Below are 24,391 nucleotides of genomic sequence, written 5' to 3' on the forward strand. Positions count from 1 at the left end.
TACTTTTAGGAGGATTTCTTTATGGATTTTTATATAGTTGATGTATTCGCAGAACAAAAATACGAAGGCAATCAATTGGCTGTCTTTATTCCTGATAAACCTTTATCAACAGAAGAAATGCAAAAGATCGCAAGAGAGATGAATTTTAGCGAAACAACATTTATTTTATCGGATAGGCACAGCAATGGAGGGTACGATGTACGGATATTTACTCCTGATATAGAAATCCCTTTTGCTGGTCATCCAACATTAGGAACAGCTTTTGTTATTCAAAAGCAATTAGAAAATAACGAAAGTAATCAAGTAATCTTAAACCTTCAAGTTGGACAAATACCAGTAAATTTCGAAGGTGAACAACTTATAATGAAGCAAAATCAACCCTCTTTAGGCAGGATTATCTCCGAGGTTGATAAAGTCGCTGACATTTTACAGATTTCGAAAGAGGATATTGATTCGCGCTTCCCCATTCAAATTGTTTCAACTGGATTACCAGCTGTAATCGTTCCTCTTCGTTCGTTGGATGCTGTAAACCGTTGTAAAATTAACCATACTCATTTTCAAAATTTCATAAATGACGTGATAAAGGCTAATCTTCTTGTTTTTGCACATGAAGCCATTCATAAAGAAAATGATTTGAATGTAAGGGTATTTATGAATGATACGGGGTTTTTAGAAGACCCTGCTACTGGTAGTGCTAATGGGAATTTGGCGGGCTACATAATTTCACATCATTTATTTGGAAGCAATAATATTAATTATCGAGTTGAGCAGGGGTTTCAAATGGGGCGCCCATCCATATTAACTGTTCAAGCAAAACAGCTTTTAGATTCCATCCAAATCAAAGTAGGCGGTAAAGTTTTCTTAATTGCTAAAGGAGAATGGTATTGAAACTGGAATGCTGCTTTATTCATGCATCCTCCTAAATAATGCTGGCAACACCTTATATTAGTTTAAACCATTCTGCTTCTTTTATTGATGGTGGGAATTTTTAATAGCAGGACCTAGGCGCTCCTAACGGTTTTGTTCGTTAAGGGTGCTTTTTTTCTATAAATGAGTTTGGATTTGCATTTAGAGCTAAACTTCTCTATAATATAGGAACAAATGTTCTTATTTAGAGGTGAAGTCATGGAAGCCAAGCATCTATCCCTCAAGCCCGTTGAGACTACATACATAAAGAAAACAGATACAAGACCGCGGCCAGAGAAAGACGAACAAGCTATGGAAGCGCTCATACGCACGCTCGCGGTTGCTATTTTTACGGAGAGGGAAACGATCATTACAGTATGGAGCAAGTATGAAGAGCAGTCGTTTCGCGGCATTATAACCGAGCTCGACAAAGTACATAGAACGATCCGTATCGAGAATAACGAGGAATACTCCTGGATTCCGTTGGAGGATGTGCTTGATATGGTGATTATCACCGATGATCTGGCACCGGCATTTCCCGATACGAATCGGGTTACTGGCATGCGGAAGGAGTCGCTTTTTCCCTTATGAACGAAGTTCCGGTCAAGCTTTGGAGCGATGCAGAAAACAATACAAAATTTTTAGTTTTTGACTTCAAATTTCGAGCACCTTTTTAGAAAAGATCCTTTATAATCCAACGTAACAGATATAAATACTATTGAAATCCATCAGGAATAGGGAGATGCGAATGACCCATATCAATCATATTAATCTAGCCAATACGACGGGAAACGTGTATTGCTGCCTGCGCAATAAAATTGTGAGATTGAATGAATCTCAGATTGCGGATTATTGCAGCGGCTGCAAGATGAATAGAGGGGCGGAGTCTGGGAAGAGCGTTCAATGCTACTGGAATGACGTACGGGATGTGACCGATCCTTATATTGTGGTTGACCCTCAATTGGAGTTTATTAGTATGCAAAATAGAAAGCTAATGATAGAGCTTCCTTGGGGTCATGCCGGAAATGCGCTAGCATAATGAATGATGCAGCATAGAAGAGGGCAGTCTTTCTGATAAGGAAAGACTGTTTTTTTTGTTTTTTAATTAATTTTTTTTATCAGGCCGAGGGCGGATAACCTGTGTATAACCTTGTCCACATTATTCACCCCATAAACATACAAAAAATTACACTTATTAACAGCGTACGCACAGGTTATGCACAAAAAGCTGTGGATAACAGAACGCTTGTTCTATTTTTCTGGGCATGTTACTATAATTTTACTTTAAGCGAAGTTAGGTGATCTAAATGAGATTGATGAGCAATGAGATTTTAATCGATTCGTACTTCAAGGCTTTGAACCTCAAGTTGGAGCAGGAATTTGTCGAATTGTTGTTAGAAGAGATCAGACGTCGTCAGCTTAATTTGGAATACTATTATAGCGAAGCCAAGGTCAATTGACCTTGGCTCTTTTTTTGATAAATTCCGAAGCTGGGCAAAGCATCTATTGGCGAAAGCTGCCGATGCTTTTCAACTCTTGAAAGGCATCCTGGTTCAACAACACATCCCCTGCGGCGCAAGTATCATTCAACTGGTCGAGGGTTCTGCAGCCGGATATCGGGAACACGGGAAAAGGGTGGGCAAGGAGATACCCTAGAGCCACTTGGCTCATAGACAGGTGCAGCCGTTCCGCTAGGGTCTCGACCGCTTTAAGCTTACGGAGATTGTCCTCGTTACACAGCTTCCATACTTTTCGGTTATCCGGGGTTGGCTCCTGCAGCTGATCCACCGTATAGCGGCCGCTGAAAAAGCCGTTCGCCTGCGCGTTATAAGGAATAACGGGCAGGCCTGTGCGTTCATAATAGGCAAGCTCTTTCTCATCCATCGAGACCATGGTGGGATTGTTGCCCTGCGGGTAGGACGCCAGGCTCCATTTGATTTGGCTGGCTGCGAAGCTCTGCAAGCCTTTGGCTTCGGCATACTGACGAGCGGCCTCAATGCGCTCCGACCTCCAGTTAGAGCAGCCGAAATACCGGATCTTCCCTTGGCTGACATACTCATTCAGCACGTCTATTATTTCTTCGACCGGCCGGCTCGGATCATCCCGGTGAAGCCAGTACAGATCGATATAATCGGTCTGCAAATTCAGCAGGCTTTGCTCCAGATCATGACGGATATCCTCCTCGGTCAAACGAGGGATATGCATAGTGTCCAGGTCAGGATGAGCGCCTTTGGTCGCCAGAATCACCTGACTGCGGCTGCCGCGCAGCTTCATCCATTGACCTATCGCCTTCTCGCTCCGGCTTCTTTCCCCGGGAACCCAGTCGCTGTATACCTTAGCCGTATCCAGAAAGCTGCCGCCATGGGAAAGGAAGCGGTCCATCAGGGCAAAGGATTCCTCAAGCGTAATCGATTCTCCAAAGCCGGACGTTCCCAAGCAAATGACGGAAGGAAACAATGCCGTTCCGGGTATCTGTCTAGTCTTCATAGGGATTGAGCCTCCAAATGGGAATGGTTATGTATAGGAAGATAATATCTACCCAAATTATAAGGAAACCGCTTTCGTAATGTAAGGGGTTACATGAACGTGGATTAGTATACGGAAGGTAAGGGGGGATCCCTGGGCTCGACAAAGTTACTGCTCCAGCCAGCCGAAACGGTTCCAGCAGAAAAAAAGACGCTTCTATATGTTGAAGTATCAACAAAGAAGCGTCTTGCATGCTTAATGATGCCGCGGGTTACATTTTCATGCTGCTGCTGTGGCCAGGGGACAATTTGGCTTTCGGATCAATGTATACCTTCGCATTGTTAATAGCCGTCGGGGCCTCGCCAAAGCCTACGGCAATGAGCTTGAGCTTCCCGGGGTAGGTCGTAATGTCGCCGGCTGCGAAAATCCCCGGAATGCTCGTCTCCATACGGGAATCAACGACGATAGAGCCGTTATCGATGTCGAAGCCCCAGTCGGCAATCGGCCCGAGAGAGGAAATAAAGCCGAAGCTCACGATCACCGCATCCACATCCACGTCGAACGTTTCCCCAGATTTGCAATCCTTAAGCGTAGCCTTCGTAATGGAATCTTCGCCGTGAAGAGCTGAAATTTCTTTGGGCGTGAGCACCTCAACCCTGGAGCTCATCAAATTCTCCACGCTGTGCTCATGGGCGCGGAACCTGTCCCGGCGGTGAATCAAGGTTACTTTCTCTGCAATCGGCTCCAGCATGAGCGCCCAGTCGACGGCGGAATCGCCGCCTCCGCTGATGAGCACCTTCCGGCCGGCGAACCTGCTGAGGTCGTTGACGAAGTAGTGGAGGTTCTTCTTCTCATACCTCCCGGCTTCAGGCAGCTCTAGACGCCTTGGCTCGAAGGCGCCGACGCCTCCGGTAATAATGACGGTTTTGGAATGATGAACGCCTTTGTCGGTGGTTACTTCAAACAAGCGCTCGTCCTTCTTCTCTACCTTCAGCACTTTTTCCTCCAATAAAATATCGACGGGAAAATGCTTCATTTGCTGCTCCAGATTATGGACCAGCTCCATGGCGGTCACTTTAGGAAATCCGGCCACGTCGTAGATATGCTTTTCCGGGTACAGAGCAGCCAGCTGGCCGCCCAATTGAGGCATGCTTTCAATAATTTTGACCGATGCCTGGCGCATGCCGCCGTAGAATGCGGCAAACATACCGGCCGGACCGCCGCCAACGATGAGAATATCGACAACTTCATTTGGCATTGCTCGTTAACACCTCCGGGACTTGATCACCAAGGATGGAATGATAGATGAAAAAAGACAACCGTTCCATCCATATCGGAAAAATACGGGTTGGCAAAAACGTAAGTTTGAGCATGTAAAACAAGCGGGTCAAAGGGGCAAACTCCTTGCACTGTCTCGATTTATTCCGGCGGGAGGAAGCAAAATAATACTTGCTATTTAGTCATATAAATTATATTATGTCATGAGAACTGATTATAAGCTGACTGCAAATAAAGAACAAAAATGTTTTTTATTTTTAAAGATTTCATTAAAATCGATGGGCTTGAATCCGATTTTTAAATAACTTTGTGTAATTTTTCACAAACATTTTTGTACTATCATACAATATAGAAAATAACGTGATGGAAGGGATTAAACCATGAGTCGAATACCAAGAATAGTCATTTTGGGAGCGGGATACGGCGGCATTGTAACGGCTATTCGTTTACAGAAGGAATTGAACTACAACGAAGCGGATGTTACGCTGGTGAACAAACATGACTACCATTACATTACGACCCACCTGCATATGCCGGCGGCAGGAACGGATAACCCGGAAAACGCGCGGGTCAATATACTTAAGCTGATTGATGAGTTCAAAATCGATTTCGTCAAATCGACCGTCGTACAAATCCGACCGCATGATAAGAAGGTTATTTTGGAAGAAGGAACGCTGTCTTATGATTACCTGGTTATCGGTCTGGGCGGAGAGCCGGAGACATTCGGTATCCCTGGATTGAAAGAATATGCGCTTAGCATTCGCAGCATTAACAGCGTTCGTTTTATCCGTGAACATATCGAATACCAGTTTGCGAAGTTCAAGCGGGAGCCTTCCCGTACGGACTACTTGACCTTTGTAGTCGGCGGCGCAGGGTTTACCGGCATCGAATTCGTAGGCGAGCTCGCAGACCGTCTTCCGAAGCTCTGCAAGGAGTTCGACGTGGACCCGGCTCTGGTCAAAATTTATAACATTGAGGCAGCGCCTACCGCGCTTCCGGGGTTTGATCCCGAGCTGGTAGAATATGCGATGAATGTGCTTGAGAACAAGGGAGTAACTTTCAAAATTGCCACAGCCATCAAAGAATGTACGCCAGAGGGAGTTCTGCTTGCTACCGGCGAAGAGATCAAATCGGCGACCGTAGTATGGACAGGAGGCGTTCGCGGCAATCACATGCTTGAGGAAGCCGGCTTTGAGACAATGCGGGGACGTATTAAGGTCGATGACTATCTCCGTGCTCCGGGCTACGACCATATCTATGTTTTAGGCGACTGTTCGATTGTGATGAATCCGGAAGGACGTCCTTATCCTCCTACGGCGCAAATTTCCATGCAGCAAGCGGACGTTTGCGCGCATAATCTGGTGGCTTCCATCCGGGGCGAGCAGCTCAAAAACTTTGTCTACCAAAGCAAAGGAACGGTTGCATCCTTGGGACGCGGCGAGGCTATCGGTATCGTAGGCTCGCGCAAAATTAAAGGCGGTACGGCAGCAGTAATGAAAAAGATCGTTGATTTGCGCTACCTGTATATTATTGGCGGCATTCCATTAGTATTGAAGAAAGGTCGATTCTAACTCATGAGACATTGCAGCGTACAAGTACGCGGTTTGCTGACTCGGGAAGAGCTGGACCGTTACAATGCTCTCATGGAAGTCGGTCATTTTCTTGAAACCCAGAACCGTTACGATCTGGTCTATACCGTGCAAAAAGAAATCGATACGTTAATTCTTCCCGCTATCGAGCGTCTGAAGGAGAAATCCCGCCAGCGCGACCGGGATACGGAGGCTTACTTGGCAAGCAAGACTGATGCAAGCCGGGATGCCCGATTCGAAGACGATAACGAAGATGAATAAATAGTTGTGCTGAATACCCTATGTTTCCGCTGATTTTGTCAGTGGCATAGGGTATTTTTATTGTGTTTACAGGAACGGTGGAGGTGAAAGGCTTCCTTCGAGGGGCCAGAAGAACAGGTAAAAACAGGATTGACACCAAAGGCATACTAGTGTACTATTTCGTTAGTACACTTTTGTGGATGATTTTACCTTTTTTAAAAGGAGGCTGCTCTTTGAAGGTTTGGTGGGTTTTGTTCAAAAAGGAATTGGCCTTCGGGGCAAAATGGTCCGGTCCATTATGGATTTATTTGCTGATCGTGCTGGTCCTTGGAGGGGCGTCCATTTTTTTGTCTTATCGTTTTCAGTCGGGCGCAATGAGCAGCTTATGGCTGATGATCATCTATCTTCATTTTTTTGCCCCGTCCTTATATATGCTCATGAGCTTGAAGAAGGAATGGGAGCTTAGACCTTTGTGGCTGCAGCTGCCCGTTCCGGGATGGAAGCTGCTTAGCGCCAAATATGCCGCAAGTGTACTGGAGTTTGCCATGGGGCTCTTGGTATCGGTCGGGATGTTCTGCTTTACCTATCGTTTGGAGGCTGGAGGGGAAAGCATTAGCGTCAGTCAGCCGTATCTGGCTGAAGAGTTCCATCGAATAACAGGGTTCTTGCAGGGGGCGCATCTTGCTGACCTACTGGAATTTCTCTCCAACTCCATTGGCCTGGCCATCCTGCTGGTGTTGATCTATTTGACTGCGGCCTCCTTAACCAGCCGGTTCGGTCCATGGAGATGGCCAATAGCGATCGGTCTGATTGGAGCTGTAATCGGTATAGAGGGGTTATTCGAGCAAACCTCCGTATTCCGGTTCATATTTCAGACAGGGCAAATTACGGTAGAATATGACGCTTCCCTGGGGAGCTATATCTGGATGTGGATCCATTTTGGAATCGGCTTGTTCGTGTCCGTCTGGCTGCTGGACCGTAAAGTGGAGGTGTAGCGGTGGTCGAATCATTTTCCAATACGCAGCCGATTTATTTGCAGCTGGTACACCGGATATGCAGGCAAATTGTTCGCCGGGAGGTATTACCGGGAGAGAAGATGCCTTCTGTTCGCGATCTCGCGGTGAAGTACGGCGTGAATCCGAATACGATGCAAAGAGTGAATATGGAGCTGGAGCGAATGGGTATAGTAGAGAGCCGAAGAGGCCAAGGAATGTATGTTACGGAGGATAGCTCGAGAATTGAGTTGATTCGGGATCAGCTGATGGAGGAGCTCATCACCCGGTTTGCGGAAGAGATGCAGGAGCTGGGCTGTACGGAGCAGGAAATCGTATCCTGCGTCAAGAGCTTTTTGAAGGCTTCTGATAAGACGGAAGCTTCCGAATCGGCAGTTCAAACGACAAAGGCGGATAAGGAGGAGTAACGGGATGGAGCTGCGGCAAGACCCCATTGTGGTGTTCGAGCAAGTACGGAAGCATTTTTATGGAAGTCCGGCGATCCAGGATATCAGCTTTACGATTCCGAGAGGACAAATTGTCGGGATCATGGGGACCAATGGCAGCGGTAAATCAACAATTCTCCGGCTGATGACCGGATTGCAGAGGCCCAGTTCAGGGCGTGTGCTTCTAAACGGGTCGGAGGCTAAGAGATTAAGCGCTCGGCAAGTCGCCTTCCTGCCGGATCGCGATGTGTTCTATCCTATGCATACCGTGGAGAAGTCGCTGCGCTTTTATAACGAGCTTTTCCCGGATTTTCGGCTTGCCAGGGCATTCTCCATGATTGAGACATTCGAATTGGAGCTCGGCAAGAAGCTGGTTCATTTGTCCAAGGGCAGCCTTGCCCGTCTGAAAATGGTGCTGGCCCTCTCGCGCCAAGTTCCGCTTGTAGTGATGGATGAACCGCTGTCGGGGCTTGACCCTCTGGTCCGGGAATCCATTATTCGAAGTGTCATTGCTTCTATCGACATGGGGGAGCAGACGATAGTGATGACGACACATGAGGTGGAGGAAGTGGAGCCGCTGCTTGACAAGGCGATGCTCATTAAGGAGGGACGCTTGCTAGGATATGAGGATGTGGAGCACATTCGTCAGAACTATGGCGTCGGCCTTGTAGAATGGATGAGACATTCCGCATTTCAGGGGCTGGAGTCCAGCACCATGTAAGAATACTAGAGACATAATCAAAGACGGGAGTAGAGAGAGATGGGGAGAAAAGGTTGGGCGTGGACGATCCTAGGCGTGTTGTTCGCCGCATTCATTGTCATTATGATCATCAAAGCCGATTCCGCGTTTCCGGATTCGGGATCGTCAGGGAAAAACAAATGGAATGAGGAGACTGTGCAGGGAAAGGGCAAGGAAAAGATTGTCCAGCTGACTGTCGATGGGGTCATTGCGGAGAAAAGCAGCGGGTTCTCGGGAGGTCTTAGCGCAGGCAGCTTCATCTCGCAGCTCGAGCAAATTCGCAAGGACGATAACGTGAAGGCGGTAGTCATCCGGGTTAACAGTCCGGGAGGCGAGGTCGTGGCTTCCGATGAGATTCATTCGAAGCTGGTCGAGCTTAAGAAGACCGGAAAGCCTATCATCGTCAGCATGGGCTCCATGGCGGCTTCAGGAGGATATTATATCTCGGCGCCGGCTGATTATATATTTGCCAATCCGGCTACGCTGACGGGCAGCCTGGGCGTTATTTTCTCCATACCGAATTATGAGAAGGCAGCGAACTGGCTCGGATATAAGGAAAATACCGTCAAGAGCGGCGAATTTAAGGATATTGGTTCCCCTCTTCGCGAGATGACGCCGAAGGAAAAGGAAATATTCGAGAAGCTGGTCGATGAAAGCTATCAACGGTTCGTAACCGTCATCGAGCAGGGACGCAAGCTCCCGCGTGAGAAGGTGCTGGAGATCGCGGACGGGCGGGTTTACTCCGGGCAGCAGGCTAAAGCGCTCGGATTGATTGATGATTTCGGCACGCTGGAAGATGCCGTCGCCTATGCGATCGACCGAACGGGTCTAACGGATCCCAAGATCGTACGCTATGTGAAAGAGCCATCCTTGTCGGAGCTGTTCGGAGGAGCCATGTTCAAGACTTCCTCTCCGGCAGCTCAAGTATTGAAGGAGATCCTGCCGGAAATCTCGGTTGGACCGAGGATGATGTATTTATTGGAAATGTGATGCTAGAAGGCTGTTGATCAAGTGAAGGGGGAAAAGGGATGGAATCGCCGACCAATTCGGATTGGACTTGGAACGAAGGGGATAACGCAGCTGCACGGCCTTTGGAAGGGAGGCAATATGCAGGCTTTTGGATTCGCTTTGCAGCTGTTATCATCGACGGGATTGCACTGCAAATTGTATTCAGCATCCTGAACGTCATGTTAGGCTACAGCGCGATGGAGCCTCCGCGTGCCGTATCCGCACTGGAATCTTTATTATCCTGCATCTATTATGTGGCCATGACAGTCGCTTGGGGGCAGACGCTGGGGAAAATGGCGGTAGGTATCGAGGTGGTCCGCGAGGACGGCCGGCCGAACGGCGTCGGCTGGATCATCCTAAGAGAGGTGATCGGCAAGTTCGTCTCCGGACTGATCCTGTGCATCGGGTTCATGATGGCAGGCTGGGACCGGGAGAAGCGTGCGCTGCACGATAGGATAGCAGGCACACGGGTCGTAAAGGCGGCCAAACGGTGAGATACACCATCGCTTGAGCCTCCGCAGAGTATAGAAAAACGGGCACCAGGAGCTAGCCTCCTGTGCCCGTTTTTCTCGTAACAATCATTATTCGGGGCTCCCTGCTGCGAAACTGAATGGGGTGCGAAGTGCGCGGTCGCTCCTCCTTGAAGGCCTCGAGAGAGGTCTTCTTACAGCTTCAGCATAGCTTCCATTTTGGAACGGTCCAGCAAATTGCCGACATAGAAGTCGCCGAATTCGCCGAAGCGGGCGCTGGTTTCGTCAAAGCGCATTTCATGCACGATTTTCTTGAATTGCAGCGCGTCGTCGGCGAACAGGGTAACGCCCCATTCCCAATCGTCTAAGCCGATGGAGCCGGAGATGATTTGCTTGATTTTGCCGGCGTAATTGCGTCCGATCATTCCGTGGGCGCGCATGAAGTTGCGGCGCTCCTCGGCGGACAGCATGTACCAGTTATCGTTGCCTTCACGGCGTTTGTCCATCGGATAGAAGCACACATGCTTTGCCTTAGGCAGGATAGGCTTCAGACGGGCCAAAATTTCCGGATCCTGCATCGGGTCTACGCCCGGCTTAGCCATGTAGCCGCCCAGCTCAACGATAGATACATAGGAATAGGTCGGTACCGTGACTTGAGCAAACAAGGATTTATTGAACTGCGTTTCCAGCTCGTTCAGCTCCTCCAGCGTTTCACGAAGGTGCATGAACATGAAATCGGCCTTTTGTCCGACGATGCTATAGAAGGCGGTGCTGCCGAGCTTCTGGTCTTCCGTGCTTTGATATTGTGCCAGCAGGCTGTACAATTCGTCCTCCGCACGGTTTCTCTCCTGGTTCGTCAAGCTTTTCCAGGCCGTCCAGTCAATGGCACGGAAATCGTGAAGCACGTACCAGCCTTCCAATGTGTTTACCAAATCGCTCATGGGGTTACACTCCTTTATATGGAAAATATTCGTTTACAACTTGTTTCATTGTATCGAAATCAAACCCAAAGGGCAAATGAATGCGGCCTTTTTGAGCAGATTGTGCGGGAAAAAAACGTTTCTCTCGTTCAAGAAGCGTTCACTTTACCGGACGAGCAAATTTATATAAAATAAACATAACTATATCTAATGTTTTCGATTAAAAGGAGTTGAACGGCTTGCTGCAGTTGATCATCGTAACGGTACTGTTGTTCGTGTTGTTTTTCGGACTCGGTTTCATATTGAACATGCTGATGAAGACAACCTGGTTCCCTATTTACGGATATATCGCTCTCGTAATCGGACTTGTCATTTATTGGGGCTGGGAGACAGGGTCGCTTGCATCCAATCTGTCCGAATATTCCTTTGCAGATTACATTCCGGCCATCGGAGGCCTGATCGGGGCTATCATGAGCGGGTCGACCATCAAGTCGCTGCGTCAAAAAGGCTTCAAAATGTTCTAGCCCATTTCATCTTGGAAAGGAAGTGCTGCTGATGAACGGTCAGCTTCGCAAAGACGTGACTCCAGGCATCAAGGTTCATATCGTTCAGAAGCAGGATCAGCGTACGGGTAAGCTCACACCAGGCATCGTGAAGGATATTTTGACGAATTCGCCAAGCCATCCTCACGGAATTAAGGTTCGCCTCACGGACGGGACCGTAGGCAGGGTGAAGGAAATTATAGCGGAGTAGGTTCAAGTGAAACATGGTGGCGGAGACATTCCGTTTACCATGTTTTTTTCTTGGGCGCCCCTCTACCAGCTGTCGATTTCTGTGGTAAAATGGAGGTTAATACGTTAGACCAAAGATGGGATTGAGTACATGCGGATTACGAATTTGCTGCATTTTTCGGAATATCATCGTTATTATGTGATACGCGATTTTTCATTAAGCAGTCTGGATCTGAAAATGCTGTCGACGATTTACCAGCCGATGATCGGCGCTTTTGCTATCAGTCTGTACCATACGCTGTTTCAGCAGCTGCCTGCGGATAAGGTCGGGTGCTCCTTGATGGAGCAGCAGCGCAAGCTGTTCCTCGCTTTGGAGCTGGAAGGCGGGGAAAGGGGACGCAAGTTTATTATCGAGCAGACCTCAAGGCTGGAGGCGATTGGACTGCTCAGAACGAACCGGAGGTTTGTGGAGTCATCGGACGATTATGTCTACGAGTACACGCTGTATCCTCCGCTTTCGCCGAACGAGTTTTTCAAGAACCAGCATCTGACGCTGCTGCTGCGTGACAAGGTCGGCAAATATATGGTCTTCTCCTTGAGAGATGAGCTGGTGCTGCCCGAGCTCGATGAGCTTGCGCAGGCCAATTCGGAAAATTTGTCGGTTCCATTCTATGAGCTGTTCCGCTTGAATACCCAGGTCGTCGATTACGAGCTGGAGCAGGCATTATTCGAATCGGCCGCATCCAAGCCTGCGGAGAGGCCGGAGGTCGTGATCAAGGGCTTCCAATACTCGGATATTATTATGCATTTTCCAAGAGAGTCCGTTAACCGCGCTTATGTGGAACGGCTTAAGTATGAGCCTGAGCAAATGGCCAAAATTAATTTTGTCGCCAAGAAATACGGCTTGTACTTGACCGATATGTGCCGCTTGCTCGATGAGGAGGGCGTTTTTGAACCGGATGGTGAAATTGCGCTGGAGGTGCTCCAGCACAAGGCGAATGCCGTGTTCCGTCAGGACAAGAAGCGCAGCGAGGAACGGACGCGCTATATGGCGCGAGTTGAGCAGGACAGGTCTACGGGGGCATCGGAGACGGCGGGAGCGGTTATCGAGTCTCAAGACAAGGCAGTGGAAATGGAGTATTATCTGGAGGTACCCGATATTTTCCAAGGGGAATGCAACCAGCATCAATATAACTACATTTTGCGCAATGAGCCTTATACGTTTCTTCTGGAAAAGATTTTTTCGAAGGGCACGGTACCGGACGGGCTGCTGGACACGCTGTCCAAAGTCGATTTGAACTATCGCCTGAGCGAAGAAGTCATCAATGTCCTTATTCATTATTTGTACGTGAACAAGCGTTCCTGGTCCAAGGCTTCGATAGAATTCAGCGTCACGGATATGCTGGCCAAGCAGGTCAGAACATACGAACAGGCCGTACAGTACATTCGGGAGCAGACGAAGTATAAGGATGCCAAGGCCTCGCGCGGGGGAAGCCGTACCCCGGCTGCCGCAGGGAGTCAGCGCGGCGGTACGCGAGGCAAGCAGAAGCCGCAGCTTCCGGTTGTGGGAGACAAGCCGGTCGCTTCCAGAGAACGTACGGCTGAGGAGCGGGAAGCGATGCGCCGCAGAGCGCAGATGCTCGACGGCAAGCTATAAGACGGGGAAGGAGAGCTGCATGCCATGGAATCACTCGGTGAAGTGCTGAAGTCTTTGCCTAATCAGAAATACCGGCAGCAGGCGGAGCAGAGGATGAAGCAGATTATGGCCGATCCGCTGGTGCTCAAGCTGAGAGCCAAATATCCGATGCTTGACGATTATACGATGAAGATCAATATGAACCGGCTGTATCAATACGTGACCGAGCATACGACATGCTCCAACTGCCCCGGATTGGATAAATGTCCGAACGATTTTCAAGGGCATTATACGATGCTGTCGGTAGAGGAGTCCGATAAAGGTCCGCGGCTGTATGACTACAAGGTGTCGTGCAAAAAGTTCGTCGCCCAGCAGACGCAGGAAGCGGTCCGCAGCCGGATCCGCAGCTTCTATGTGGATGAGCGGGCGCTGTCCCAGGGATATTCCTCTACCGAAATTTTCGATAAAGATCCGAACCGCGAGGAAGCGGTAGACCGGATCATCAGCTATATTCTGCAAACGAAGCAGGAGGGGCTTCAGAAGCAGGGCCTATATCTCGCAGGCAGCTTCGGCACAGGCAAAACGTTTCTTATGTGCTACATGCTTCATGAGCTGGCTAAGAGCGGGTATACGGGCGCTATCGTCTATATGCCTGATTTTGCCGAGGATTTAAAGGCCATGTTCCAGGATCCGATGAAGCTGAAGGAAACGATCGATGTGCTGAAGGAAACCGATCTGCTCGTGTTTGACGATATCGGCGCGGAGAATTTGAATCCGTGGCTGCGCGATCATGTGATGGGCTCCATTCTGAATTACCGGATGAACCGGAAGCCTACGTTCTTTACCTCTAACCATGATTTGGAGGCACTGGAGCAGCATTTCAGCTTCACGAGCAAGGATGGGGATGAGGAGTTCAAGGGAAGAAGAATCATGGATCGTATCCGTCCTTTTGTCGATGTCGTGCTGGTTAACGGATACAACAAGCGGGGCAGTTAATATCGAAATACGGGCAGGTCATGTCGGCGTAAGCTGCTGATTGGGTGCCCGGAGATAAATGAAGTTATGGATCAGATCTGTCGATCCTGCGCTAATATAAAAAAAGAAGTAGTTGCCCTAGGGCAGCTGCTTCTTTTTTTTAATAGTATAGAATTTTTATACCTGAATCAGCTTCGAGGCCAAGGCCCCACTTTGTGGGGTTATTTTATATTTGTCTACAACGGGTTTGGGTTAGGCGGCGATTGTAGACATAACCGTTTATCGGTTGTCAAGTACGATTTCCGCGGTGAGTTGGATATGAGCTTTAAAGATCTCGACGGCAAGATCGCTGTCGCGGTTAAGAACGGCATCTGTTAACGCCTTATGTTCGGCGCGGCCGTCACGAACGGACTGCTGCGGGACCGAACAATGCCGATAAAATTCGCTTAATTCCCAAAGGCGTTTGCAAATATCCAGGAGAACCGGATTTGGACATGCCGCGATAAGTTCGTAATGAAATTGACGGTGGAGATCAGACCATTCTTCGCTAACGGCAAGCTTTTGATTCACTTCCTTGTACTCTGGCGTTTGCGATAATTTGTGGTGAACGGCGATTACACCGGATTCCCATGTGAGATCGCCATGGGCGATAGACAGGCGTAATGCTGCGGATTCATTGATCAACCGCGCCTCTATGATGCTTTTCAGTTCTTCTTCTGACACCGTTTTCACTGAAAATCCGTGATTCGGGTTTTGCAGGACGAGGCCTTGGGTCGCCAACCGGGTTAGTGCTTCTCGAACGACTGCGACCGAGACAGCGAAGCCCTTGGCTAATTCTGAAACGGTTAATGGAGAGCCCGGTTCATATTGTCCGGTCAGAATATCGGACTGCAGCTTCTTCGTGACATTTTCGCTTAAAGTGGACGAACCGTTTCTTTTGGCCATTAAGCCGACACCATCCTTCATGCACATCGAGATTATACACGTTTAAATAATTTACACCGAAATCTATAAAAAAACAAGAGTGAAATTCGATAATTAAATAATTAATCGATTTGTGTTTACAGAATCGATTCTTATGAATATAATCGAATTGTATTCAAAAAAAGGAGGTAATTTACAGTGAGTAACAACCCATTTGCCAAATTTCCGGAAGTCGCCGTTTTTCAGGTGACGAGCAACGACATTGCGGAGGGCCTTCCTTTATCGCCTCAGCAATATTCGGCGATGTCAGGAGTGGAGGGCGGACAAGATCTTTCGCCCCATTTGAAATGGTCGGGTGCGCCCGAAGGGACGAAGAGTTTTGCCGTCACCGCGTATGACCCGGACGCACCGACCGGATCGGGCCTCTGGCACTGGGCCGTCATCAACATCCCTGCCAGCGTCACCGAACTGCCAACCGGCGCAGGCGACGAGCATGGCAGCGGCTTACCGCAAGGCGCTTTGCAGCTGCCGAACGATTTGCGGCTCGAACGGTTTATTGGTGCGGCGCCTCCAGCGGGACACGGTCCCCATCGGTATTATTTTGTCGTTCATGCGCTGGATGTTGAGAATGTCGGCGTCGACTCTAACTCCACGCCGGCTCTCTTAGGATTCACCATGCAGAGCCATACGCTGGGAAGAGCCGTTCTCGTGGCAACAGGGGAAGTCAAGTAACCCAAGATATTGGGTCATAGGAGACAATGACATGAATAAAAATTGGTTGTGGTATGCGTGCTTGTGTTGATGCCTACATACAGCAACGGGGCGGGAATCCCCAATGCTCGAAGCGAAACAACGTCAAGTACGGAGGAAGCAGTGAAACTGAACGATCCGATTCATCAAAGTGTGTGCCCCATGTGCCAGCAGCCAATTAAAATTTTGAAGCATACGATCATTTGCGGCTGTGGGAGCAAAATCAAAAACAAAATCAATTTCAAATTACCCTGAATAACCCGCCGGAACTTTGGAAGAATTTCTTTGCCGTTGCGGCAAAGAAATTCTTCCAGTTTCACAGCGTGATAAATTTGTCAATCAAAAGGGAATACAGAAGGGCTGCTTCAGCAGCGCTGTTTTGTCCTATAGAAAAGAGGCATTCCAATGCAAACCAATCATAGTATTCAAAAGAATGCAGGAGAGTTATTACTTGGTATTCTTGTCTTTACGCTCATTATCTCCGTCATGAATGCAACCATGTTTAATGTTGCACTTCCGATTATCAATAATCAGTTTCAGCTCTCGCCGTCACAAGGGAGCTGGATCATTACGGGCTATATGATTGTATATGCAATTGGCTCGGTAACTTACGGAAAATTGACAGACAGATACAGCTTGAAGAATTTGCTGACATTTGGTCTGCTATTTTTTGCTATGGGGTCTGTTGTAGGTCTCGTCGCTACTCAATATTGGATGGTCATTGTGGGACGAATTGTGCAGGCAGCGGGTGCAGCGGTCATTCCAGCGGTTACAATGATCGTGCCAGTCCGTTACTTTTCACCTGAAAGGCGCGGTCGTGCACTGGGTACCGTCGCAATCGGATACGCACTAGGTTTGGCACTCGGTCCAATCATTGCCGGGGTGGTGAGCAGTACGTGGAACTGGCGGGTTTTATTTGTGATTTCGCTTTTATCGCTGTTTACGCTGCCGATGTATCGGAAATATTTAGAGGATGAAAAGGGAGTCGCCAGCAAAATGGATTTTATTGGCGGATCACTTTTGGCGGGCACAGTAGCCCTTCTACTACTGGCATTAACTCAAGAAAATATTTGGCTTGCTGCAGCGGGTGCTATTTCTTTTATTCTTTTCTTATTACGTATACGCTTAGCCACAGCGCCGTTTATAGACCCGGCTATTTTTCGAAACAAACCGTTTTCATTCGGTCTGATTATTACTTTCGTCATGATTGGGATTAGCTTTGCTATTCCATTCGTCACACCTCAGCTGCTTTCTTCTGTAAACCATTTGTCACCGGTTTTCATTGGAATGGTTATGTTACCGTCAGCCATAATGGCAGCGATTTTGGGTCGGCGAGGCGGCAAGTTAGCTGATGAAAAGGGAAATCCGTTTCTTGTGTATACAGCAGCAGCACTTCTTATTATCGGTTTCGTTTGTTTGTCTTCCGTCGTAGGCATGTCGCCAGTCTTTATTGCGATCTTTCTCATTTTCGGTGTCCTTGGTCAATCGTTCATGCAAATTGCGATGTCGAACACCGTTTCACGAGCGCTGCCCAAAGAGCATATAGGAGTAGGAATGGGATTGTTCTCCATGATCACTTTTATTTCTTCGGCTGCATCTGCCGCTGCCATCGCCAAGGTACTGGATTTCGGCACTTCGACCGTTCACTTCAATCCGATACCTCAAAACAGCACTACATTCGTATATAGCGACATTTTTCTGGTACTGGCTATTCTGGTCGTTATGATGGTTGCATTGTATTATGTACAATTTGGGCGTGCAGCTAAAATGGCTAAGGACAGAGTAATGGACAGCAAATCCGTTACTTAGTGACTTTGGTGATATAAGGTTCGTCATTGATTTGCATTCGCCAGCCGTTCTTGCAAAATAAAAAAGCCTGCCCCGCTTGTGTCAGCTGGACAGACCTTTGATAACCTATTAGCGAGTCATAACCTGAACAACGGTTGCGACTACAGCAATCAGCAGAAGAACACCGAAGAATACGCCGAAGCCGATTGCAACGTCCAAAAAGTCGTTGGTTGGTTCTTCCATCACATGAAGTTCAGGATGCTTTGGATCGCTCATTATTGATTTCCTCCTTAAGAATTTCCGTAGGAAAGTCTTGTGCATAGTCCTAATTACGAATAGTATACCCAAATACGAAGATAATTGTAAAGCAGGGGAAAGTGACAATTATGCGACGTTTTTCAAAATGAGTACAGGGTAAAGCCGCTCATGGATGGCAACAGATGGACGAGTCGGGCGGCGGTTGAAAATAGGGGGTATTGTGGTATACTTTACTTGTTGACAACATTTTATTTTATCCGGTGGAAGGAGAAGACATACGATGGCTATCGTTAATGTTACGGACCAATCCTTCAAGAATGAAGTTGAAGGATCCGGTACGGTTCTTGTTGATTTCTGGGCGCCTTGGTGCGGACCTTGCAAAATGATCGCTCCTGTATTGGAAGAGCTTGATCAAGAATTGGGGGACAGCGTGAAAATCGCTAAAGTGAACGTGGATGACAATCCTGAGTCCGCATCCCGTTTTGGAGTTATGAGCATCCCTACATTGATCGTGTTCAAAGACGGACAACCGGTTGATAAAGTGGTAGGCTTCCAATCGAAGGACGCTTTGAAAAACGTTGTAACCCGCAATCAATAATGTTTTCTAACGAAAACTGTTAATGAGAAAAAGCTCTTTTTCTGCTATGCTGGAAAAGAGCTTTTTTGTTGCATAAGACTATGCCAAGCAGGCTTCCACCGCATCCTTGGAGGATTGCTTATGCCTAAGAAGGAAGCAACGTCATGTTCATGGGATGGTTGTGAGAAAGGAGATAGGTCGCGATGACGATGCACGAGGAGGAACAGGAGCGCAAGCGGCGAAACGAAGCGATCCGTAACAAGCTGGCTCTGCTGCCGGAGAAGCCAGGCTGTTACTTGATGAAGAATAAAGACGACAAGGTGATTTATGTCGGTAAGGCCAAGGTGCTGCGCAACCGGGTCCGCTCCTATTTTACAGGAAGCCACAGCGCCAAGACGCAGGCTCTGGTCAATGAGATCGCCGACTTTGAATATATAGTAACGGCCAGCAACGTAGAGGCATTAATACTTGAGTGTAACCTGATCAAGCAGTATTATCCCCGCTATAACGTGCTGCTTAAGGACGACAAGTCGTTCCCGTACATCAAGATAACGAATGAGAAGCATCCGCGGCTCGAGGTGACCCGCAAGGTGTATAAGGACAAGGGCAAATATTTCGGCCCTTACCCGAATGCCTTTGCTGCACAGCAGACGAAGAAGCTGTTAGACCGGCTGTATCCGCTCCGCAAATGCAAGACGCTGCCGGAGCGCGTCTGTCTGTATTACCATCTGGGGCAATGCGTTGCCCCGTGCGAGTATGAGGTCGCTCAGGAAGAATATGACCGGATGGTGCAGGAGATTACCCGGTTCTTGAACGGGGGGCACGATGAAATTAAGCAGGATTTGACCCGCAAAATGCATGAGGCGGCGGAGGAGCTTAATTTCGAACGGGCCAAGGAGCTGCGCGATCATATTGTTCATATCGACGCGGTCATGGAGAAGCAGAAGATCACAACCCACGATATTGTGGACCGGGATGTATTCGGCTACGCGGTGGATAAGGGCTGGATGTGCGTCCAAATCCTGTACATGCGCCAAGGGAAGCTGATCGAGCGGCGCGCCTCGATGTTCCCGTATTACGGCGAGGAATACGAGGATTTCATTTCCTTCGTCACGCAGTATTACAGCGATAACCCCGCCCTGCCGAGGGAGGTCTTCCTGCCTGCGGAGCCGGAGCAAGAGCAGGAAGCGAACGCAGCGGGCGCCGAAGCTCCGGAATCCGCCAGCGAAGAGGAACCTGCGGGGCTCGCCGAAGGAATGAAGACCGACGTCAAGGAAGCGCTGGAGAGCTGGCTTAAGGTGAAGGTCCATATCCCGCGACGCGGCTTGAAAAAAAATATGGTTCATATGGCGTGCGATAACGCCCGCGTCGGGCTGGAGGAGAAATTCCGGCTTATTGAGAGAGACGAGCAGCGTACGGTCAAAGCGGTGGAAAATTTGGGCGAATGGCTCGGTACCGGGATGATTCACCGTATCGAGGCCTTCGATAACTCCAACATTCAGGGCTCCGATCCCGTATCGGCCATGGTCGTGTTTACGGACGGCAAGCCGGACCGCAAGGAATACCGCAAATACAAGATTCGCACGGTGCAAGGGCCGGACGACTACGAAACGATGCGTGAGGTTATTCGCCGGAGATACGAACGGGTACTTAAAGAAAACCTGCCAATGCCGGATCTTATCGTCGTGGATGGCGGCAAAGGGCAGATTTCAGCGGCCGTCGATGTGCTTGAAAATGAGCTGGGGCTATATATCCCGGTCTGCGGCCTTGTTAAGGACGCCAAGCATAAAACGGCGGAGCTGATGACGGGAGATCCGCCCGAGGTCGTTCCGCTTCCCAGGGACAGCCAGGAATTTTATTTGCTCCAGCGGATTCAAGATGAGGTCCATCGCTTTGCGATCACCTTCCATCGGGAGACGCGCGCGAAGTCGATGGTCGTATCGACGCTGGATTCCATTCCAGGCATCGGGGAGAAGCGGCGCAAGGCGCTCTTGAAGCACTTCGGCTCTCTGAAAAAAATTAAAGAAGCCGGCATTGAGGATTTCCGGCCTCTTGGAATCGGGGAAAAGCTGGCTTCGCAAATTTTGCGCTCGCTGAACGGCGAAGCGGAGGAACCGCTGCAAGAAGAAGAAGAGAGCGGTGAAGAATATCAGCAGGAAGCCAACGCCATCGAATAGGTTGGCGGAAGCTTCCAGCTTTTTGACATTATAACCGGGAGGAATCTAATGACTCGTACGGAGAGTCGGAGGGTTCCTCTTTGCTTTGGCATGGAGCCAAGCGACGGCCAGGCCCACCAGCCCTGGGAAGAGGATATAAAAGATGCCGGTGATGAGAAACGGCGTGCCCTTCAAGTCCAGCAGCGACAAGCCCATCAGGATGCTGTCCATCGTTGCGTGAGCGAAGAGTACGGTCATCAAGCCGTATTTCAAAAAGGCATAGCCAAAAATGATTCCGATGATCGTTACCTCAATAAAACGCGTATAGACCGGGTAGATAGGGTACTGCGTATGACTGAGCGCCCAAATCATGCTTGGCAGCAGCACTGCAAGGAACCGGTTGCGTACGAGCTTCATGAAGAAGGCGATGCCGAACAGCCGGTAGATGGCTTCCTCGGATATCGCCGCTGCCCATGCCATTAGAGGAAAAGCCGCGGGCCAAGACATGTTCAGGACGGAATCGGCAGGGTCGTTCACGGACCAGACATCAAAGTATTCGCCCGCTATGAAAAATAGCGTTTGCTGCACGGCCAGGATGAAAATACAGAGCAGATACCCCCGAATCATTGAGCTGCGGATATGCCCCCCAAACGAATCGTCCCTCCAAACGGGCCAGGTAATCCAGCCCTGCCTCTGCCATAGCTGACGTCCCGCCTGAAACGAAAAATAGACGCTGACAGCCATGATAGCAGTAACGATATTAATAAACCAAAGGTTAAACATAGCGCCCCAATCGGAAGGCCCATTGGAATGCATGGTCCGGAATGCCGGAAGCATGTTGAAATTGTTGAAGATATAGATGGCAGCAAAAATGAAGGTTAAAAAGATCCCGCGCCGAAAGGTCCATTCTTTGCGGTATCGAATCATAAGGAATACAGCCGCAGCCGCCATGATGAGAGAAGCTCCGAGACTAATCCGGGTCATCAAGGAAGCATTGTCATTCTGCTGTTCCTTCCATTCGGCAAAGGACTCAGGTATGGAAAACGCCGTATGGAAGGCCGTGACCTTTCCGCCGTCTACCGACAAGCTTAACCTAAGCTTGGCTTCTCCTATTTGTTTGTCTTTACTCTCAAATAGGTAAGGCGTACCGCGACCGTTCGTTACAGGCGGTTCCGGCTCGGTTACCGGATGGATTCTCGTGAAATCGGATAGCGTGTAGCCCTGGTCCTTCAACGTTTGCTCCGCTATCGCCAATGAGTCTCCCAATGAGGCAACAGTCTGCTTTTTGCTCGAGGGAGCGTAGTACGCGTTCCAGCCCATTATATTTAAGTTGGTAAAGTTAACCTCTACGTAATAGGTAGCAAGGTTCGAATTGTCGTTAATTTCCACCTCAAAATAATCGATAGGATAGGCGGCAAAGCGCTTGACATATTCATCGAGCAGCTCCGCTTTTTGCAGATATCCGCTTCGATCGGAATGAGACTGAAACAAGGTGCCGGTACGATAATCGGCCGAGAGCCCGAAGCGCTCCTGAACGAACCGGACGGCCGCCTCTGCTGCCTGCTGCTTCGTAACCGTTGGGAGGGAGGCCTCCTGTACTTGCTCAACCGATTCATCCTGGAGCCAGGAAGAGATGGCGGCGATCGATACATACAAGATAATTCCAAAAAGTGCCAAAATGAGAAGAGGGAAGTCGGTTTGACGTTTTACCATGCCATGTCTCCTTACTTAGAATTAGAAGCTTACATTATGCTTATAAAATGGTGAGGATATGTCATTGTATTCATTAAACTTAGCACACATGCCCGGCCAAAATCCAATGAAATTCAGAGCAAGAAGGGGAAAATCGTTGAAAAGCGAAGCGCCGGCTCTATCAGCTTCATACTAAGTATTCTAATAATCCGATTATTACCCGTTTTCGAGTAAAAGCGACTTTGTGATTACAAGCAAAGCACATTATAATTCATATCAATTGAATAAAAAGCCGAATTTCTTTTTGAAAACGGGGGAACCATGAGTAATAAGGGGTGAATTCGATTCCATTTCGCGAGATGGAATTGATAGGGTACCTGTGCGTCCGAATCCGTCAGCTAACCTCGTAGGCTTTGTTGCAGGAACCTGTATAGGGCATTGGGTTTCCAGTGTCTTTTTTATTGCCTGAAAACCGAAATTGAGGTGAACGATGAAGCCCGTAACCAAAAAAATTCAACTCACACCGCCGCAAATATTAGTTATCGGCTTTGCATTGATTATTCTTGCAGGCGCCATGCTCCTGTCCCTCCCGGTCGCCTCGGCTACAGGCAAGCCCCTGCGCTTTCTGGATGCGTTGTTTACCGCGACATCGGCCACCTGTGTGACAGGGCTCGTCGTTGTGGATACGGGAACGTTTTTTTCGAAATTCGGGCAAATTGTCATCATCTTGCTGATCCAGGTCGGCGGTCTGGGCTTTATGACGATGGCGACCCTGTTTGCTTTTGCGCTAAAAAAGCGAATTTCCTTGAAAGAACGGTTAATCCTGCAGGAAGCGATGAACCAGGGAAGCATGGAAGGGATCGTACGGTTGATCCGCCGGGTCATTCGATACTCACTCACAATTGAACTCGCTGCGGCAGTGATTTTCTCGATTCGATGGTCGTTGGAGCTGGGCCCGGCCAAAGGGATTTATTTTGGCTTCTGGCATGCGATCTCCTTCTTCAACAATGCCGGCTTTGACCTGTTCGGATCGGTCTATGGTCCGTTCACGAGTCTTACCTCATATGTCAATGACCCCGTCGTCAATATCGTTTCAATGGGGCTTATCATTCTGGGAGGTCTTGGGTTTGTAGTCATGTCGGACGTTATGGACTACAGGAACCACCGGCGGCTGTCGCTGCATTCCAAGGTGGTCTTGAGCGCGACAAGCTTGCTTATTCTTATTGGCGCACTCGTCATCTTTATATTTGAATTTACGAATGCCAAAACCTTAGGCTCACTGACGTGGGGAGGCAAGATCTGGGCATCGTTCTTCCAATCGGTAACTCCGCGCACGGCGGGAGCCAATACGGTAGATTTGGGAAGCCTGCGCCAGGCGACGCAGTTTTTCATGATCATCCTGATGTTTATAGGCGCCTCTCCGGGCTCTACCGGGGGCGGGATCAAGACGACCACCTTCACGACGCTGATTGGCGCGATGATAGCTATGGTCCGGGGGAAGGAAGACATTGTCCTGTTTCATTACCGTTTGGGTAAGGACCGTATTTTGAAAGCTATTACGCTTACGATGATCGCCTTGTTTATGGTCATCTTCGTTGCGATGATTTTGTCCACGACGGAAAACCATCCATTCCTGATGATTTTGTTCGAGGTGACCTCCGCCTTCGGCACGGTTGGCTTGACGATGGGAATGACGACGGATTTGACCGATGTCGGCAAAATATTGATTTGCCTGATGATGTTTGCGGGCCGTCTCGGTCCTTTGACGCTGGCATATGCGCTTGGGCCAAAAACGGAAAAAGAATTATACAGATACCCGGAAGGGAAAATAACCATTGGATAGGGGAAAA

At 48.8% G+C, this 24,391-nt stretch carries 26 protein-coding genes and 1 riboswitch; of the genes, 20 read left to right on the plus strand and 6 right to left on the minus strand.

The window, feature by feature from the left end:
* Positions 1-21: 21 nt before the first annotated feature.
* The 4 genes from GGC63_RS19510 (at position 22) to sda (ending at position 2,366) form a co-directional block, all read left to right on the plus strand.
* Positions 22-888, plus strand: a complete 867-nt coding sequence (locus GGC63_RS19510) for a PhzF family phenazine biosynthesis protein (protein ID WP_192703710.1) — start codon at positions 22-24, stop codon at positions 886-888.
* A 237-nt stretch (positions 889-1,125) separates the two neighbouring features.
* A complete protein-coding gene (locus GGC63_RS19515; protein WP_192703711.1) occupies positions 1,126-1,497 on the plus strand; it encodes a YolD-like family protein in 372 nt (123 codons plus the stop codon).
* A gap of 157 nt (positions 1,498-1,654) precedes the next feature.
* Complete coding sequence (locus tag GGC63_RS19520) at positions 1,655-1,945, plus strand: hypothetical protein (RefSeq protein WP_192703712.1); 291 nt, start codon at positions 1,655-1,657, stop codon at positions 1,943-1,945.
* Positions 1,946-2,222: 277 nt separating this feature from the next.
* Entirely contained in the window at positions 2,223-2,366 is a 144-nt protein-coding gene (gene sda, locus GGC63_RS19525) for a sporulation histidine kinase inhibitor Sda (protein ID WP_318781090.1), read from the plus strand.
* A gap of 43 nt (positions 2,367-2,409) precedes the next feature.
* On the opposite strand, the gene GGC63_RS19530 is transcribed toward sda, so the two are convergent.
* Together GGC63_RS19530 and GGC63_RS19535 are read right to left on the minus strand one after the other, a co-directional pair.
* Positions 2,410-3,393 carry an aldo/keto reductase gene (locus GGC63_RS19530; protein WP_192703713.1) on the minus strand — a complete coding sequence of 328 codons (984 nt, stop codon included), beginning with the start codon at positions 3,391-3,393 and terminating at the stop codon, positions 2,410-2,412.
* A 250-nt stretch (positions 3,394-3,643) separates the two neighbouring features.
* A complete protein-coding gene (locus GGC63_RS19535) occupies positions 3,644-4,630 on the minus strand; it encodes an NAD(P)/FAD-dependent oxidoreductase (RefSeq protein WP_192703714.1) in 987 nt (328 codons plus the stop codon).
* A gap of 400 nt (positions 4,631-5,030) precedes the next feature.
* Here GGC63_RS19535 and GGC63_RS19540 point away from each other — a divergent pair, with 400 nt between their 5' ends.
* The 7 genes from GGC63_RS19540 (at position 5,031) to GGC63_RS19570 (ending at position 10,158) form a co-directional block, all read left to right on the plus strand.
* Positions 5,031-6,221: an NAD(P)/FAD-dependent oxidoreductase gene (locus GGC63_RS19540; RefSeq protein WP_079909691.1), complete on the plus strand. Its 1,191-nt coding sequence runs from the start codon at positions 5,031-5,033 to the stop codon at positions 6,219-6,221.
* 3 nt (positions 6,222-6,224) lie between these two features.
* Entirely contained in the window at positions 6,225-6,500 is a 276-nt protein-coding gene (locus GGC63_RS19545; protein ID WP_192703715.1) for a hypothetical protein, read from the plus strand.
* 212 nt (positions 6,501-6,712) lie between these two features.
* Positions 6,713-7,474, plus strand: a complete 762-nt coding sequence (locus tag GGC63_RS19550) for a hypothetical protein (RefSeq protein WP_192703716.1) — start codon at positions 6,713-6,715, stop codon at positions 7,472-7,474.
* A 2-nt stretch (positions 7,475-7,476) separates the two neighbouring features.
* Entirely contained in the window at positions 7,477-7,899 is a 423-nt protein-coding gene (locus tag GGC63_RS19555) for a GntR family transcriptional regulator (RefSeq protein ID WP_192703717.1), read from the plus strand.
* 4 nt (positions 7,900-7,903) lie between these two features.
* Entirely contained in the window at positions 7,904-8,638 is a 735-nt protein-coding gene (locus GGC63_RS19560) for an ATP-binding cassette domain-containing protein (protein WP_192703718.1), read from the plus strand.
* A gap of 39 nt (positions 8,639-8,677) precedes the next feature.
* On the plus strand, positions 8,678-9,646 hold the full coding sequence (gene sppA, locus GGC63_RS19565) for a signal peptide peptidase SppA (protein WP_192703719.1): 969 nt from the start codon (positions 8,678-8,680) through the stop codon (positions 9,644-9,646).
* A 38-nt stretch (positions 9,647-9,684) separates the two neighbouring features.
* Positions 9,685-10,158, plus strand: a complete 474-nt coding sequence (locus tag GGC63_RS19570) for an RDD family protein (protein ID WP_192703720.1) — start codon at positions 9,685-9,687, stop codon at positions 10,156-10,158.
* A gap of 170 nt (positions 10,159-10,328) precedes the next feature.
* On the opposite strand, the gene hemQ is transcribed toward GGC63_RS19570, so the two are convergent.
* Positions 10,329-11,075: a hydrogen peroxide-dependent heme synthase gene (gene hemQ, locus GGC63_RS19575; RefSeq protein ID WP_079909698.1), complete on the minus strand. Its 747-nt coding sequence runs from the start codon at positions 11,073-11,075 to the stop codon at positions 10,329-10,331.
* Between the two features lie 218 nt (positions 11,076-11,293).
* Here hemQ and GGC63_RS19580 point away from each other — a divergent pair, with 218 nt between their 5' ends.
* From GGC63_RS19580 to dnaI, 4 genes are all read left to right on the plus strand, one after another.
* Entirely contained in the window at positions 11,294-11,578 is a 285-nt protein-coding gene (locus GGC63_RS19580; protein ID WP_079909699.1) for a YuiB family protein, read from the plus strand.
* Between the two features lie 31 nt (positions 11,579-11,609).
* A complete protein-coding gene (locus GGC63_RS19585) occupies positions 11,610-11,807 on the plus strand; it encodes a YwbE family protein (RefSeq protein ID WP_192703721.1) in 198 nt (65 codons plus the stop codon).
* Positions 11,808-11,936: 129 nt separating this feature from the next.
* A complete protein-coding gene (locus GGC63_RS19590) occupies positions 11,937-13,442 on the plus strand; it encodes a helicase DnaB (protein ID WP_192703722.1) in 1,506 nt (501 codons plus the stop codon).
* Positions 13,443-13,466: 24 nt separating this feature from the next.
* On the plus strand, positions 13,467-14,417 hold the full coding sequence (gene dnaI, locus GGC63_RS19595; protein ID WP_192703723.1) for a primosomal protein DnaI: 951 nt from the start codon (positions 13,467-13,469) through the stop codon (positions 14,415-14,417).
* Between the two features lie 258 nt (positions 14,418-14,675).
* On the opposite strand, the gene GGC63_RS19600 is transcribed toward dnaI, so the two are convergent.
* Positions 14,676-15,368, minus strand: a complete 693-nt coding sequence (locus tag GGC63_RS19600) for a GntR family transcriptional regulator (protein WP_225948329.1) — start codon at positions 15,366-15,368, stop codon at positions 14,676-14,678.
* A 150-nt stretch (positions 15,369-15,518) separates the two neighbouring features.
* On the opposite strand from GGC63_RS19600, the gene GGC63_RS19605 reads away from it, so the two are divergent.
* The gene (locus GGC63_RS19605) at positions 15,519-16,052 is read left to right on the plus strand and encodes a YbhB/YbcL family Raf kinase inhibitor-like protein (protein ID WP_318781087.1); all 534 of its coding nucleotides are present in this window, start codon (positions 15,519-15,521) and stop codon (positions 16,050-16,052) included.
* A 423-nt stretch (positions 16,053-16,475) separates the two neighbouring features.
* A complete protein-coding gene (locus GGC63_RS19610; RefSeq protein WP_192703724.1) occupies positions 16,476-17,879 on the plus strand; it encodes an MFS transporter in 1,404 nt (467 codons plus the stop codon).
* Between the two features lie 108 nt (positions 17,880-17,987).
* On the opposite strand, the gene GGC63_RS19615 is transcribed toward GGC63_RS19610, so the two are convergent.
* Positions 17,988-18,134, minus strand: coding sequence for a YqzM family protein (locus tag GGC63_RS19615; protein WP_144027805.1), 147 nt, complete (start codon positions 18,132-18,134; stop codon positions 17,988-17,990).
* 262 nt (positions 18,135-18,396) lie between these two features.
* Here GGC63_RS19615 and trxA point away from each other — a divergent pair, with 262 nt between their 5' ends.
* Both trxA and uvrC read left to right on the plus strand, forming a co-directional pair.
* Entirely contained in the window at positions 18,397-18,714 is a 318-nt protein-coding gene (trxA, locus tag GGC63_RS19620) for a thioredoxin (protein ID WP_079909707.1), read from the plus strand.
* A 182-nt stretch (positions 18,715-18,896) separates the two neighbouring features.
* Positions 18,897-20,870 carry an excinuclease ABC subunit UvrC gene (gene uvrC, locus GGC63_RS19625; RefSeq protein WP_318781088.1) on the plus strand — a complete coding sequence of 658 codons (1,974 nt, stop codon included), beginning with the start codon at positions 18,897-18,899 and terminating at the stop codon, positions 20,868-20,870.
* A gap of 45 nt (positions 20,871-20,915) precedes the next feature.
* Here the strand turns inward: uvrC and GGC63_RS19630 are convergent, their stop codons facing one another.
* On the minus strand, positions 20,916-22,562 hold the full coding sequence (locus tag GGC63_RS19630) for a CPBP family intramembrane glutamic endopeptidase (protein ID WP_192703725.1): 1,647 nt from the start codon (positions 22,560-22,562) through the stop codon (positions 20,916-20,918).
* A 259-nt stretch (positions 22,563-22,821) separates the two neighbouring features.
* Positions 22,822-22,969: riboswitch (cyclic di-AMP (ydaO/yuaA leader) on the plus strand.
* A 62-nt stretch (positions 22,970-23,031) separates the two neighbouring features.
* On the opposite strand from GGC63_RS19630, the gene GGC63_RS19635 reads away from it, so the two are divergent.
* Positions 23,032-24,384, plus strand: a complete 1,353-nt coding sequence (locus tag GGC63_RS19635) for a TrkH family potassium uptake protein (protein ID WP_192703726.1) — start codon at positions 23,032-23,034, stop codon at positions 24,382-24,384.
* Positions 24,385-24,391 lie beyond the last annotated feature (7 nt).

It is taken from the genome of Paenibacillus sp. OAS669, assembly GCF_014873645.1.
In the GTDB taxonomy this organism is placed as follows: domain Bacteria; phylum Bacillota; class Bacilli; order Paenibacillales; family NBRC-103111; genus Paenibacillus_S; species Paenibacillus_S vulneris.

Bases quoted from the DNA above. Each gene is read 5' to 3' on its own strand.
- GGC63_RS19510 (WP_192703710.1), top strand. From the start codon at position 22: ATGGATTTTTATATAGTTGATGTATTCGCAGAACAAAAATACGAAGGC.
- GGC63_RS19515 (WP_192703711.1), top strand. From the start codon at position 1,126: ATGGAAGCCAAGCATCTATCCCTCAAGCCCGTTGAGACTACATACATA.
- GGC63_RS19520 (WP_192703712.1), top strand. From the start codon at position 1,655: ATGACCCATATCAATCATATTAATCTAGCCAATACGACGGGAAACGTG.
- sda (WP_318781090.1), top strand. From the start codon at position 2,223: ATGAGCAATGAGATTTTAATCGATTCGTACTTCAAGGCTTTGAACCTC.
- GGC63_RS19530 (WP_192703713.1), bottom strand. From the start codon at position 3,393: ATGAAGACTAGACAGATACCCGGAACGGCATTGTTTCCTTCCGTCATT.
- GGC63_RS19535 (WP_192703714.1), bottom strand. From the start codon at position 4,630: ATGCCAAATGAAGTTGTCGATATTCTCATCGTTGGCGGCGGTCCGGCC.
- GGC63_RS19540 (WP_079909691.1), top strand. From the start codon at position 5,031: ATGAGTCGAATACCAAGAATAGTCATTTTGGGAGCGGGATACGGCGGC.
- GGC63_RS19545 (WP_192703715.1), top strand. From the start codon at position 6,225: ATGAGACATTGCAGCGTACAAGTACGCGGTTTGCTGACTCGGGAAGAG.
- GGC63_RS19560 (WP_192703718.1), top strand. From the start codon at position 7,904: ATGGAGCTGCGGCAAGACCCCATTGTGGTGTTCGAGCAAGTACGGAAG.
- sppA (WP_192703719.1), top strand. From the start codon at position 8,678: ATGGGGAGAAAAGGTTGGGCGTGGACGATCCTAGGCGTGTTGTTCGCC.
- GGC63_RS19570 (WP_192703720.1), top strand. From the start codon at position 9,685: ATGGAATCGCCGACCAATTCGGATTGGACTTGGAACGAAGGGGATAAC.
- hemQ (WP_079909698.1), bottom strand. From the start codon at position 11,075: ATGAGCGATTTGGTAAACACATTGGAAGGCTGGTACGTGCTTCACGAT.
- GGC63_RS19585 (WP_192703721.1), top strand. From the start codon at position 11,610: ATGAACGGTCAGCTTCGCAAAGACGTGACTCCAGGCATCAAGGTTCAT.
- GGC63_RS19590 (WP_192703722.1), top strand. From the start codon at position 11,937: ATGCGGATTACGAATTTGCTGCATTTTTCGGAATATCATCGTTATTAT.
- dnaI (WP_192703723.1), top strand. From the start codon at position 13,467: ATGGAATCACTCGGTGAAGTGCTGAAGTCTTTGCCTAATCAGAAATAC.
- GGC63_RS19600 (WP_225948329.1), bottom strand. From the start codon at position 15,368: ATGTGCATGAAGGATGGTGTCGGCTTAATGGCCAAAAGAAACGGTTCG.
- GGC63_RS19610 (WP_192703724.1), top strand. From the start codon at position 16,476: ATGCAAACCAATCATAGTATTCAAAAGAATGCAGGAGAGTTATTACTT.
- GGC63_RS19615 (WP_144027805.1), bottom strand. From the start codon at position 18,134: ATGAGCGATCCAAAGCATCCTGAACTTCATGTGATGGAAGAACCAACC.
- trxA (WP_079909707.1), top strand. From the start codon at position 18,397: ATGGCTATCGTTAATGTTACGGACCAATCCTTCAAGAATGAAGTTGAA.
- uvrC (WP_318781088.1), top strand. From the start codon at position 18,897: ATGACGATGCACGAGGAGGAACAGGAGCGCAAGCGGCGAAACGAAGCG.
- GGC63_RS19630 (WP_192703725.1), bottom strand. From the start codon at position 22,562: ATGGTAAAACGTCAAACCGACTTCCCTCTTCTCATTTTGGCACTTTTT.
- GGC63_RS19635 (WP_192703726.1), top strand. From the start codon at position 23,032: ATGAAGCCCGTAACCAAAAAAATTCAACTCACACCGCCGCAAATATTA.